The sequence below is a fragment of the Halostella limicola genome, from assembly GCF_003675875.1.
Lineage (GTDB): Archaea > Halobacteriota > Halobacteria > Halobacteriales > Natronoarchaeaceae > Halostella > Halostella limicola.
Genome location: NZ_ML014752.1, coordinates 101,433 through 113,674, shown reverse-complemented (window position 1 = coordinate 113,674; position 12,242 = coordinate 101,433). Strand labels below are relative to the sequence as shown.

Below are 12,242 nucleotides of genomic sequence, written 5' to 3'. Positions count from 1 at the left end.
GCGAGGAGCCGGGCGATCACTCGCCGGGGAGGTCCTGAAACGCCCCGACGAAGTCGTCGTGGTCGGAGAGCCCCGACATCGCGTCGTCGACGCGCTCCTCGAGTTCGTCGACCCGCTCGCAGAGCTCCCGGTACTCCTCGCGCTCCTCCAGGTCGCGCTCGGACTTCTCGGACTCCAGAAGCGCCTTCTTCGACGTCAGGGCGTAGTACTCCTGTACCTCCGCGGCGTAGGTCGACCGGGTCTCCATCTTCTCCGCGATGTCGAGCAGGTCCTCCTTCGAGACCGGCTTGACGAGGTAGTCGTCGAAGCCCATCTCGATGATGTCGAAGTCGGGGTCGACCGCGGTCACCATGATGACGCGGCAGTCGTAGCCCTCCTCTCGGATCCGTTCGAGGACCTCGTCGCCGGAGAGACCGGGCATCCGCCGGTCGAGGAGGACGAGTTCGACCGACTCGGTCATTCGTTCGAGCGCGGCTTCGCCGTCGTACGCCGTCTCGACGTTCCACTCGCTCCCGAGCCAGGCGGCGAACAGATCGGCAAGGCGCGATTCGTCGTCTACGACGAGTACTTCGAGAGAGTCATCGGACATGGTTGGGTCGGGATCCGAGTCACGTTCTCGGTTACTGAGAGCAAGGAATCAATGAGTGATAAATGCCGCGGCCCGACAGGGGGCGACCGTCGTCCGGTCCGGGCCTTCGCAACGCGGTCGCCCGGCCGACGGAGGTCCGGTTCTCCGCGGGCGGGACCGAACTGCTCGGCCGCACTCGCCCGTTCACCGACCGACGTACCGCCGTTCGAGGTGGTCGACGATCCGGTCGACGATCGCCGGGTCGTACGTCCAGAACCCGTAGAAGTTGCGGTCGCCGCGCTCCTCGGCCAGGAGCGCGCACTTCTGGTCGTCCAAGCCGCCGCCGTCGAAGGCGACGAACCAGGTGCGCTCGATCTCGTCCGCGCTCTCGACGTGGACCGAGACGCCGGCCAGCGAGGGCGGCGCCTCGTCCGGAGCGGCGTAGACGTGGACGTCGATCGGCCGCTCCGCGAGGTTGCCGTACACGTCCGTCTCCCCGTCGAGCACCGAGACGTACTGGAACCCGGCGTGGAGGCGGCCCTCGCCGACGCGCCAGGCGCGGTCCTCGATCTCGCGCGAGGCCGTCAGCATCCGGTCGACGCCGTAGGCGGTGAACGTCGTCTCGTTCAGGTACCGCAACACGTCGGTGCGGACCGAGCCGTCGGCGCCGTCCCCGTCGTCGCTCGTCGCGGGCGACGCCACCGCGTCGGCGAGCGCGTCCGCGGGCGTCGTCGTGAGGACCTCGTCGCCCCGACGCAGCACCGCGAAGTCCGTCGGGCGGCCGGTGTCGGTCTCCTCCGCCCGGACGGTCACGTTCTGGCGCTCGAAGTACGACCGGAGGTCGTCGACGAACCCGTCCCCCTGCCGCGGGTTGAAGACGGTCAGGGTCTTGCGCCGGTCCTCCACGTCTCGCACCACGTCCCGGAGCGACATTCGGGCGCTCCTACGCGTCGAACGGTAATAACCTGTGGGCGGGTCAGGCCTCGTCGGCGAGGTCCTTGAGCGCCCACCTGACGACCCGCGCCTCGACCAGTTCGCGCTCGGACGCCGCGTCGGGGTCGGCCAGCGCGGCATCGCTCCGCTCGCGGAACTCCCGCTCGACCGGTCGCTGGTCCGGCTCCGCCCGCGTCTCGTTCAGCAGCGCCTCGAAGTCCTCGCGGAGGTCGAAGGAGGCGCGGGCGACGTTGCACCGCGAGAGCGGGCTCATCCCCGTCTCCAGCACCAGCTCCTTGACGGTCTCCCAGTCGTCCGCGCAGAAGTAGATGGACACCTCCCCGACGATGTCGCGCCACGCGATGGGGTCACTGTGCTTCAGCAGCTGCACGGCCCGGGGCGGCAGGTCGATGCGCGCGCTGATCGACGGGTCGTCGCAGAGACAGCACGGCTTCTCCGTCTTCCCCGTGTACATGGACCGGGCTAGGGACCGCGGCACCAAAACGCCGGTGGCGCGGTCCCTAGCCCGGCGCCGGCTCGGCGGTATCAGAACCCTCCCCAGCGCAGATACACCATGACGGCGATGACGGCGAGCTGGAGGACGCCCTGGACGCCGCTGAGCTTCGCGTTCCGCATCCCGATGCGGCTGATCACCTCGGGGTCGGGGTCGCTCGACACCATCTCGCGGTATATGCGCACCTCGCCGGGCATCAGGACGCCGAACCCGAGCACGGCGAGCGCCGCGACGACGACCAGTGTCACGGCGATAACCGGGCGCGTCATGGCGAACTCCGGCAGCGTGCGGGCGAGATAGGCCGCGCTGCCGACCAGCGCGAGGCCGAAAGCGGCCTGCCAGCGTCGGTCGCCGAACGCGCGGAACTGCCAGCCGATCAGCGCGAGCGCGGGCAGCAGCGTCGCGGCCGTGAACAGCGCGAGCCACGGGTCCGCGTGCGGGAAGTAGCCCAGACGCTCCGCGAGCGTGATCCCGCCGACGATGGTGACCGTCGCCAGCGTGGGCATGAGGAACGTCATCTTCGGGGTGAACCGCTCGAAGACGCTCGCCCGCGCGTCGACGTCGAGCCCGCCGAGCACGGGACCGAGGATCAGCGCCATGAACAGGTCGATCCCCGTCCAGAGCGTGCCCGCCATCACGTGCGCGTAGGTGTGGTGCTGCAGCGGTCCGGTCACCGCGTACGCCAGAACGACGACGGGGACCGCCACCGCGCCGACGGCGAACGCCGGGTTCGCGCGGGTCCCCATCCCGCGGACCGTGCCGCGTACGGTCGTGCTCATGCGCACCGGTATCACAGCACCGGCACAAAAGTGTTAGTGAAAGTGAACGAATCTCGGGGCCGCCCGCGCCGTCACGTCCACCGCGCTCCGCCATTATCGTGTCGCCGCCGTCACGCCCTCGCCGTCGTCACCGCGTAAACGCCGGCCGCCATCGCCGCGCCGCCGCCGACGAACCACGGGCCGAGCGACTCGCCGAGCAGAGTCGCGCCCAGCGCCGCGCCGACGAGCGGCTGGACGAAGAAAAACACCGCGACGGTTCCGGCGTCGGCGAACTCCAGACCCTTGTACCAGAGGTACCAGGCCGCGGCGGTGGAGAGCAGGCCGAGATACAGCACCGCGCCGACGACGCCCGCGGTGAGGGGTACGGCCGTCGGCGTCGCGTCGGTCAGGAGGGCCTCCGCAGGGACGAGGACGCCGATCAGCGGCACGGAGAACAGCGTGGAGTACGTCGCGGTCTCCAGCGCGGAGTACGTCCTGACGAGGCGCTTCCCGCCGACCGTGTAGGCCGCCCACCCGAGGCTGGCGAGCAGGAGGAGCGCGACGCCGGCGAGGCTCCCGTCGGCGACGCGGGTCAGGTCGTACTGGCCGGACAGCACCAGCACGGTCCCCGCGGCCGCCAGCGCCATCCCGCCCGCTTTGCGGCCGGTGAGCCGCTCGCTCTGGAACGCGACGCCGAGCGCGAGCGTGAACACCGGCGTCAGGACGGTCAACAGCGACCCCTGGCTGGCGTTCGTCAGGTCGGTCCCGACGAACTGGGTGACGAGCGTCACGGCGACCCAGACGCCGAGGTGGAGGAAGTCCAGCCAGTCACGCCGGGAGAACGACCGGGCCGGCTTGCTGACGCGCACGATGACGAGCAGCGCGACAGCCGCGAGCGACACGCGAAGGAACGCCAGCGTCACCGGCGGCACGTGCGAGAACCCCCACTTGCTCACGACGTACATGCCGCCCCACAACCCTGCGGCGGCGGCCGGCGCGGCGCCCCAGAAGCGTTCGTCCGTCACGGACGCCACTGCGCGGGGAGGGGTCAAAAACATGGAGAAAGCGGCGGGCCTGATCCGTCGTCCCGCCGCCCGCGGAGTACTCCCGTGCGCCGAGTTTTTGTAGGTCGCCAGACAAACGACTGTGTCCGCTCGGATCTCGATCCCGTCGCGGAGCAGACCAATGACACTGAAAACGTTCGTCGACGACCTCGACGCCGACCCGCTGTCGCTCGTCGTCGCAAACCGCACCGCGCCGCGCCCGCTCGCCGAGATGGTCGAGGACGCGTTCGAGGACCAGCCGGTCGACGTCGACGAGCGCAGCCTTCCGGACCGCGACGAGGACGTCGTCGCGCTCGTCCGTGACGGGGAAATGGTCGCGACCTCGCCGCTGGACGCCCTCGCCGACGCGCTCCTCCTCGTGAACTCCGACCTCTTCCGAACGGGGGCTCGCGACCTCGCCGAGGTCGAGGTGCCGGACGTGCTCGCCGGCCTCGACGAGGTCCCGTTCACGCTCCGGGGGTACCCCCAGTCGGACACCGAGAAGCTGCTGCTGATACTCGTCTCGCGGTACGTCGAACGGACCGCCTGGGAAGCCGGCGAGGGGACGCTCCGGGCGTCGTTCCAGCGCCTCTCCCGGATCGACGACGAACGGGGGACGAGGCGGGTCTACGAAACGCTCGCCGGCACCGCCGTCGACACCCACGTCTACGGGGTTCCGGACTGGACGCCGCCTCGGGACCTCGGCGTGACGATGCACGGCGGCTACGACGAGGACTTCCGCGACGCGTGGTTCGTCGTGTACGTCCCGCCGGACCCCGCGTCGTCCGACGACGGGACCGAACACGCCGCGCTCGTGGCCGCGGAGACGGAGCCGGGCGTCTGGGCCGGCTACTGGACGTACTCGCCGTCGGCGGTCACGGAACTCAACGAGTACATCGCGCACGAACTCTGACGAAAAGCGGTCGGTGACGCCGAGCGAACGATTCACCGTCCATATCGACTCGTCGTCCGCTGACCGCGGCGTCGAGTCTACTCCTCGATGGTGAGCGTCCCAGTCTCGTTCTGCGCGCCGTTGACCGTCACCTCGACGTCGTACTCACCGGGTTCGGACGGGTTGTCGATGGTCGGATACCGAACGACGATCACGTCGCCCTCCGCCAGGGTGTACCCCGTTTCGAGGGTGAGCGCGTACGAGTAGGCGTTGTTGTTGACGCCGCTGACGTCGGTCTCGTTGAACTCCCGGTCGATCTCGCCGTCGCCGTTCGTGTCGACGCCGTACTCGACGGCGTCGTGTTGCGCTCCGTCGACCGAGAACCGGTCGCGGGGGTACGTGACGGCGACCGATTCCCACTCCTCGCCGGCCGACGCCTCGCCGACTTCGATCCGGACCGTCTGGGTGACGTCGGTGGCGTTCGCCGACGGGTCCCCGGCCTCGACGAGGGGACCGTCGGCCGCTCCGTCGTCGGCCGTCCCTCCGCCGATCGCGGAACAACCGGCGAGCGATACGAGCGCGATCACTGCGACTGCGACGGCTAATCGTCGCATACCCTGGCCTCGGGACAGCCCCGGTGAAAGTCTTGTGGACGACAGGTCAGTAAAACGTAAATCCGTTACATTCGGTACGTGAAAGGCACGAGGTCGACCGGCTCACGCCCTCGTCGCGTCGGAGCGCCGCTCCGACGACAGTCGCCTCACTTCCCCTCGAACTCCGGCTCCTCGTCTACGGCGACGAACCTCGACTCGGGCACGCGTTCGCTTCGCTTACTTGCCCTCGAACTCTGGCTCCTCGTCGCCCATGAACGCCGTGATGCCCTCCATCAGGTCGTCGGTCTGCATCAGCTGGCCGAACGCCTGCGCCTCGACTTCGAGGCCGGCGTCGGTGTCGTCGCGACCGGCGAGCATGGCGCGCTTCGTGTAGCGCTGCGCGACGGGCGGGCCAGCGGCGAGGTCGGCGGCGAGCTCGTAAGCGCGGTCCCCGAGCTCGTCGTTCGCGACGACCTCGTTGACGAAGCCGTAGCGCTCCATCGTCTCGGGGTCGAACCGCTCGGCGGTGAAGATGATCTCCTTGGCGCGGCCCTCGCCGACGATGTGCTTCAGGCGCTGGGTGCCGCCCCAGCCGGGCAGCAGGCCGAGGTTGTGCTCGGGCTGGCCGAGCTCCGAGCGCTCGCTGGCGACGCGCATGTCCGCGCAGGTCGCCAGCTCCATGCCGCCGCCGAGGCAGAAGCCGTCGATGCCCGCGACGACGGGCATGTCGGACTCCTCCAGCTTGCCGAACGTGCGCTGGCCCTTCCGGGAGAGCTCGACCGCTTCGAGCGGGTCGCCGCCGCCCGCGGCCATGCTCTGGACGTCCGCACCGGCGGAGAACGCCTTGTCGCCCGCGCCCGTGATCAGGATCGAGCGGACGTCGTCGTCCGCGTCGAGTTCGTCGACCGCGGCGGACAGCTCGTCGAGCAGGTCGCCGCTGATGGTGTTCATGCGGTGGGGGCGGTCGAGGGTGACGTGGCCTACCATGTCCTCGGTGACCTCGACGCTGATGGTCTCGAAGGCGTAGGCGTCGCCCTCGCCCTCGCTGCCGCCGCGGAAGCCGCCCTGTTCGACGGCCTCGCTGAGGTAGTCGGCGGGCTCGTAGCGGGCCGCGCCGGTCTCCTCGTGGGCGTTTTCGAGCGTCTCCAGCAGGCCTTTGAGTCCGGCCTCGTCGGCCTGCTTGGCCGGCCCCTCGGGGAAGCCCGCGCCGAGCATCACGGCCTCGTCGATGGCGTCGGGGTCGGCCACGTCGCCGCCCACGAGGTGAGCGACCTCGTTGGCCATCACGGCGAGCAGGCGGTCGCGGATCTCCTCGCTCCCGGCGTCGGTGGGGATGTCGGCGCCGTCGCCGTCCTCGTAGTCGTAGAACCCCTTGCCGGTTTTCTTGCCGAGCTCCTCGTTCTCGACTTTCTCCTCCAGCAGCGGACACGGCTCGTAGGCGTCGCCGAGCACCTCGTGCATGTATTCGAGCACGTGGTAGCTCACGTCGTTACCGACCTGGTCGCCCAGCTCGAAGCTCCCCATCGGGAGGCCCATGTCGTACTTCGTCGTGCTGTCGACCTCCTCGATGGTGGCCTCGCCCTCGTGGACGAGCCAGCAGGCCTCGTTCATCAGCGGGACGAGGATCCGGTTGACGATGAAGCCCGGGCTGTCCTTGCGCACGCGGACAGGCGTCTTGCCGAAGTCCTCGGCAAGTTCCTCGGTGACGTCGAGCGTCTCCTCGGCGGTGTGCTCGCCGGAGATGACCTCGACCAGCTGCATGCGCACCGGCGGGTTGAAGAAGTGCATGCCGCAGAACCGCTCCTCGCGGTCGGTCACCTCGGAGAGGTCCGTGATCGAGAGGCTGGACGTGTTCGTCGCGAAGACGGCGTCGTCGGGCGCGTGCTCCTCGACCTCGCCGTACACGTCCTGTTTGATCTCCATCTTCTCCGGGACGGCCTCGATGACGAAGTCCACGTCGCCGACGGCCTCCTCGACGTCGACGAGTGGGGTGATCCGGTCGAGCGCGGCGTCGGCCTCGCCGTCGCCGATCTGCTCTTTCTCCTCGAGCTTGTTCAGGCTCCACTCGATCTGCTCGTAGCCGTTCTGGACGAACTCCTCTTTGATGTCCCGCAGGTTCACCTCGTAGCCCGCGAGCGCCGCCACTTCGGCGATTCCGTGGCCCATGTTCCCGGCACCAAGAACTGCAATGCTGTTGATATCGTCTAGCTCCATACGAGTTACCTCATCTGCAACTGGTTTCAACGTTTCCCTCGAAGAAGTAATAAACGATATTTGGGTTCACTTCAGGTTACAAAGGTCTTTATTATTGTGTAAGGAATGCCATCACATGGACTTCGGACTGTCCGACGAACAGCAGGCGATCCGCGACGAGGTGCGCCGCTTCGCGGAGAACGAGGTCGAACCGATCGCGAAAGAACACGACCGCGAGGAGAAGTTCCCGCACGAGATCATCGAGAAGGCCGCCGAGATGGGGCTGACCGGCGCCAACATCCCCATCGAGTACGGCGGCGCGGGCTACTCGCCGCTCGAAGTGGCGATCATCGTCGAGGAACTGTTCGCCGTCGACCCCGGCATCGGCCTCTCGATCACCAGCGCCTCCTTCGGCGGGGACGCGATCATGGAGTTCGGGACGGAGGACCAGAAGGAGCGGTTCCTCGAACCCGTCGCGAAGGGCGAGGCCATCATGGGCGCGGCGATCAGCGAACCCGACGTGGGCTCCGACGTCTCCTCGGTCTCCACGCAGGCCGAGAAGGACGGCGACGAGTGGGTGATTAACGGCAACAAGATGTGGATCACCAACGGGAGCGTCGGCGACTACTACGTCGTCCTCTGCCAGACCGACCCCGACGCGGCCGACCGTTACTCCGGCTTCTCGCAGATCGTCGTCGAGTCCGACCGCGACGGCTTCGAGGCAGACAAGATCACCGGCAAGCTCGGCATCCGCGCCAGCGACACCGCCGAACTGATCTTCGACGACGTGCGCGTGCCCGAGGAGAACCTCGTCGGCACCCGCGGCGCCGGCTTCCTCCAGCTCATGCAGTTCTTCGACGAGACCCGCACCATGGTCGCCGCGCAGGGCGTCGGCATCGCGAAGGGCGCCTGCGAGCGCGCGCTGGAGTACGCTCAGGAGCGCGAGCAGTTCGGCCAGTCCATCTCGGAGTTCCAGGCCATCCAGCACAAGCTCGCGGACATGCACACCAAGACCGAGGCGGCCCGTAACCTCACGTACAAGTCCGCCTGGAGCATCAACAACGAGGACGAGCAGCTCACCTCCCTCGCGTCGATGGCCAAGGAGTACGCCTCCCGCGTCGCCGTCGACGTCGCCGACGAGGCCGTCCAGATCCACGGCGGCGCCGGCTACGTCAACGACTTCGACGTCGAGCGGTTCTACCGCGACGCCAAGATCACCCAGATCTACGAGGGCACCACCGAGATCCAGAAGAACATCATCGCCCGCGAACTGCTCGGGAAGGGCTACTAAACGACCTTTTTCGCGGTCGGTTCGCTCGCTCTTCGAGCGAACCTCTCCCGCGAAAAAGCTCGGCCAAAAGGCCGCGACCTCGCTCCGCTCGCTTCGCTCGCGGACGCTTATGCACGACCCCCATCACTCTCTTCTGCCGACGACCTTTCCCGTCCTCGCGAGCGGAGCGAGCGGGGCTCGGAAGACGCGAAGCGTCTCCCGGTGGGTCACGCGACGCTCGACGCACGGCCTCGCGCCGGGCTTCCGGCCCGGAACGCATATTTCCGTGGGATAGCTACGGGACGCCGTGACCGACGCACACGAGTTCCTCCGCGAGGACCCCGACATCGGCCCGCTGGTCGAGGAGTACGGGGAACTCACGCTGACCCACGACTACTCCCCCTTCGAGCGACTGGTCGTCTCGATCGTCAACCAGCAGCTGTCGGTGGCCTCCGCCGAGGCCATCCGCGAGCGCCTGTTCGCGGAGTACGCCGTGACACCGGAGGCGATGCTCGCGGCCGACGAGGCGATGCTGCGCGACATCGGCCTCTCGGGCCAGAAGATCGAGTACGTCCGCAACGTCGCGCGGGAGTTCGAGGACGGTCGCGTCGTCGAGCGCTTCGAGGGGATGACCGACGAGGAGGTGTACGACGTCATGACCGGCATTCACGGCATCGGGCTCTGGACGGCGAAGATGTTCGCGATGTTCGTCCTCGGGCGGGAGGACGTGTTCCCCGTCGAGGATCTGGGGATCCGCGGCGGGATGGAGCTGCTGTTCGGCGAGCTGACGCGCGCCGAGATGGTCGAGTACGCGGAGACGTGGCGGCCGTACCGCTCCGTCGCGTCGCTGTACCTCTGGCACGAGTACGAAGGCGGCGACGCGACGGTGGGGACGAACTGAGGGCCGGAGCCGGCGCGACGACCGGAACGAAGTAGGTCCGGGTCGTAGTCAGCGTATGCCGGTCGCTCCAAATCTCCTCGAACGCCTCGTCCTGTTTCGTTTGAACAGGGCGCCGGCGCCGATGCTCGACCTCTTCGGCGCCGCCGGGTTCGAGGCCGTGGCGCTCGCCGTCGACGTGGGACTGTTCGAGGCGCTGTCGGACGACCCACAGACCGCCGCCGAACTGGCCGACCGGATCGACGCCCACGAGGACGGCGTCCGGGCGCTCCTCGGGTTTCTCGACGCGCAGGGGTACGTCAGGGAGCGAGACGGCCGATACCGGAACACGCGGATGACGACGAAGTGGGTGACGTCGGGGTCGTCCACGAGCGTGGCCTCGTGGCTGACGTTCTGGGACGACCTCGTCTTCCCGTTCTGGGAGGAGAACCTCGAAGCGGCGGTCCGAACGGGCGAGCCGCCCGAGACGCTGTACGAGTGGCTGGGTGACGACGAAAAGCGCTGGGAGACGACTCAACGCGGCTTCCGCGCGGCCGCGAGCGTCGTCGTCGACGAGGTGGTCGACGCCGTCGACATTCCCGAGGGCGCGTCCGCGGTCCTCGACGTCGGCGGGGGGCACGGCCTGTTCGCCGTCGAACTCTGCCGCTCGCGGCCGGGGCTCTCGGCGACGGTCGTCGACCGCCCCGCCGCGCTCGGCCTCGCGCGCGAAACCGCCGCCGATGCGGGGCTGGACGACCGTGTGACGACGCGGGGCGCGGACTACCTCCGGGAGGATCTCGGCGACGGCTACGACCTCGCGCTGGCGTTCAACGTCGTCCACGCTCACGACCGCGACGAGACCGTCCGGTTGTTCGAGCGCGCGCACGACGCGCTCGACCCCGGCGGTCGGATCGCGGTGCTCGACCAGTTCGTCGGATCGGCGCGGACGCCCGTCGGCCGGGCCGGCCTCGGCTTCGTCGCGCTGACCTACCTCGTCACCCTCGGCGCGTCGCTTCCCGCGTTCGACGAGGTGGCCGCGTGGCTCGGCGACGCCGGGTTCGAGGGGATCGAGCGCACCGCGATACGGGGCGCCGGCCCGGGCAACACGCTGCTCCAGGCGATCAAGAAGCCGTGACGCCGGCTACTCCTCTTCTTCCTCGGCGTCGATGCGCCGGCTGACGTCGACCTGATAGTCCCCGAGGATGTCCCGGCCGAGGATCATCTCGTAGGACATGTGGCTGCGGTCCTCGATGCTCGCTGTGACGGTGTGGCGCTGCCCGCCGATGCCGACCACGATGTCGACGACCGGGCGGGTGCGTCCCGTCTTCGAACTGCCGGAGCGGACCTTGGTGAGGCTCTTGATCGGCCCCGCGCCGATCTCGGCGGCGAGGCGCGTGTCGATGCTCGTCCGCGTCGCACCGGTGTCGGACTTCGCGACGACGTTCGCCGACCCGCTGGTGCCGCTGACCACGACCTCCTCGGTGTAGCCGATGACGAGGGACTCGCCGGAGGGCGCGCGGAGCGGTTCCGGCTTGCACGTCGGGACGGAGTCGTCGAGGACCCGGGAGAGATCCTCGACGGTCGAGTCGTCGACGGTGCCGCCGGCCCTCTCGACGGCGAGCTTCGCGATGTACGGCGCGGGGCTCCGCCCGGTCGCCTCGAACATCCCCTTGAACCCCGCGGTCGGGTTGACTTCGAGGACGTACCACCCGCCCTCGCCCTCGACGAGGTCGACGCCGGCGTAGTCGAGGCCGATGACGTCCGTGCTCTGCAAGGCGATGTCGACGACCTCCGACGGGAGATCCTCGCTCGCGTTCTCCACGTCGCCGCCGAGCGCCACGTTGGTCCGCCAGTCGTTCTCGGGGGCGTAGCGGTTCATCGCCCCGATGACCTCGTCGCCGACGACGTAGACGCGGAGGTCGCGGTGGCGCTCGCCGCTGCGCTCGATGAGGCTCTGGAGGAACGCCTGGCGGTTGCCGACGCGGGGGTTGACCTCCTCCTCGGGGCCGATCTTCCACGTGCCGCCGCCGTGCGTGCCGATGGCGGTCTTGTACACCGCCTCGTCGCCGAACTTGAACCGGTCGCGGTTGAGACGGTCGTTGCTGAGCGCCAGCAAGGCGTCTGGGACCTGGATGCCGGCGTTCGAGAGCGCCGTCGCCGCGGCGAACTTGTGCATCGCCGTCAGCACGGCCTGGGGCTTGTTTAGCATCGGCCGCAGGTGTTCGAACGTGGTCGCGAGCCCGAGTTCCTCCGACGGCTGCTCGGTGTTCGACAGCAGCAGTCGGTTCGCCACGAGGTCGACGTCGGGCTCGATGTGCACCTCGCCGTCCTCGATCTCGACGGCCGTGTTCTCCTCGCGGAGCCACTCCGGATCGTGTCCCAGTTCCTCGACCGCGTTGAGTATCGCCTTCGTCTCCTTGCTGTTGTGTAGACTGAGAACGCCGACCGAAACCGTCTCCCCGGTATTGGACATAGGTACTGTTCGATAGCCATAACAAAAACTGTTAGCTGTGTTCCGGGTCCACAGACAGCGTGGTCAGTCAGTTGCCGCCTGTGCGGGCGCGTCCGCTCGGTGTCGGACTCGATCCCATCGAAACCGTG

General features: G+C 68.5%; 12 protein-coding genes. 4 read left to right on the top strand and 8 right to left on the bottom strand.

Going from position 1 to position 12,242, the window contains the following annotated elements; translation table 11 throughout:
* Positions 1-16: 16 nt before the first annotated feature.
* The 5 genes from D8670_RS00550 to D8670_RS00530 all read right to left on the bottom strand — a co-directional run bounded on the left by D8670_RS00550 (position 17) and on the right by D8670_RS00530 (position 3,831).
* On the bottom strand, positions 17-589 hold the full coding sequence (locus D8670_RS00550) for a HalX domain-containing protein (protein WP_121816150.1): 573 nt from the start codon (positions 587-589) through the stop codon (positions 17-19).
* A 183-nt stretch (positions 590-772) separates the two neighbouring features.
* Positions 773-1,501: a DICT sensory domain-containing protein gene (locus D8670_RS00545; RefSeq protein ID WP_121816149.1), complete on the bottom strand. Its 729-nt coding sequence runs from the start codon at positions 1,499-1,501 to the stop codon at positions 773-775.
* A gap of 43 nt (positions 1,502-1,544) precedes the next feature.
* Positions 1,545-1,976, bottom strand: coding sequence for a DUF7960 family protein (locus tag D8670_RS00540; protein ID WP_121816148.1), 432 nt, complete (start codon positions 1,974-1,976; stop codon positions 1,545-1,547).
* 71 nt (positions 1,977-2,047) lie between these two features.
* Positions 2,048-2,761 carry a hypothetical protein gene (locus tag D8670_RS00535; protein ID WP_121816285.1) on the bottom strand — a complete coding sequence of 238 codons (714 nt, stop codon included), beginning with the start codon at positions 2,759-2,761 and terminating at the stop codon, positions 2,048-2,050.
* Between the two features lie 143 nt (positions 2,762-2,904).
* A complete protein-coding gene (locus tag D8670_RS00530) occupies positions 2,905-3,831 on the bottom strand; it encodes a DMT family transporter (protein WP_121816147.1) in 927 nt (308 codons plus the stop codon).
* A 127-nt stretch (positions 3,832-3,958) separates the two neighbouring features.
* Between D8670_RS00530 and D8670_RS00525 the strand changes: the two genes are divergently transcribed.
* On the top strand, positions 3,959-4,729 hold the full coding sequence (locus D8670_RS00525) for a DICT sensory domain-containing protein (RefSeq protein ID WP_121816146.1): 771 nt from the start codon (positions 3,959-3,961) through the stop codon (positions 4,727-4,729).
* A gap of 77 nt (positions 4,730-4,806) precedes the next feature.
* Here the strand turns inward: D8670_RS00525 and D8670_RS00520 are convergent, their stop codons facing one another.
* Together D8670_RS00520 and D8670_RS00515 are read right to left on the bottom strand one after the other, a co-directional pair.
* Positions 4,807-5,322, bottom strand: coding sequence for a hypothetical protein (locus D8670_RS00520; protein ID WP_121816145.1), 516 nt, complete (start codon positions 5,320-5,322; stop codon positions 4,807-4,809).
* 216 nt (positions 5,323-5,538) lie between these two features.
* On the bottom strand, positions 5,539-7,515 hold the full coding sequence (locus D8670_RS00515) for a 3-hydroxyacyl-CoA dehydrogenase/enoyl-CoA hydratase family protein (protein ID WP_121816144.1): 1,977 nt from the start codon (positions 7,513-7,515) through the stop codon (positions 5,539-5,541).
* A gap of 115 nt (positions 7,516-7,630) precedes the next feature.
* Between D8670_RS00515 and D8670_RS00510 the strand changes: the two genes are divergently transcribed.
* The 3 genes from D8670_RS00510 (at position 7,631) to D8670_RS00500 (ending at position 10,776) form a co-directional block, all read left to right on the top strand.
* On the top strand, positions 7,631-8,785 hold the full coding sequence (locus D8670_RS00510; RefSeq protein WP_121816143.1) for an acyl-CoA dehydrogenase family protein: 1,155 nt from the start codon (positions 7,631-7,633) through the stop codon (positions 8,783-8,785).
* A gap of 286 nt (positions 8,786-9,071) precedes the next feature.
* Positions 9,072-9,665 (top strand): DNA-3-methyladenine glycosylase family protein, encoded by a 594-nt coding sequence (locus D8670_RS00505; RefSeq protein ID WP_121816142.1) that lies wholly within the window; start codon positions 9,072-9,074, stop codon positions 9,663-9,665.
* A 55-nt stretch (positions 9,666-9,720) separates the two neighbouring features.
* A complete protein-coding gene (locus D8670_RS00500; RefSeq protein WP_121816141.1) occupies positions 9,721-10,776 on the top strand; it encodes a class I SAM-dependent methyltransferase in 1,056 nt (351 codons plus the stop codon).
* Between the two features lie 6 nt (positions 10,777-10,782).
* Here the strand turns inward: D8670_RS00500 and D8670_RS00495 are convergent, their stop codons facing one another.
* Positions 10,783-12,114 (bottom strand): RimK family alpha-L-glutamate ligase, encoded by a 1,332-nt coding sequence (locus D8670_RS00495; RefSeq protein ID WP_121816140.1) that lies wholly within the window; start codon positions 12,112-12,114, stop codon positions 10,783-10,785.
* Positions 12,115-12,242: the final 128 nt, after the last annotated feature.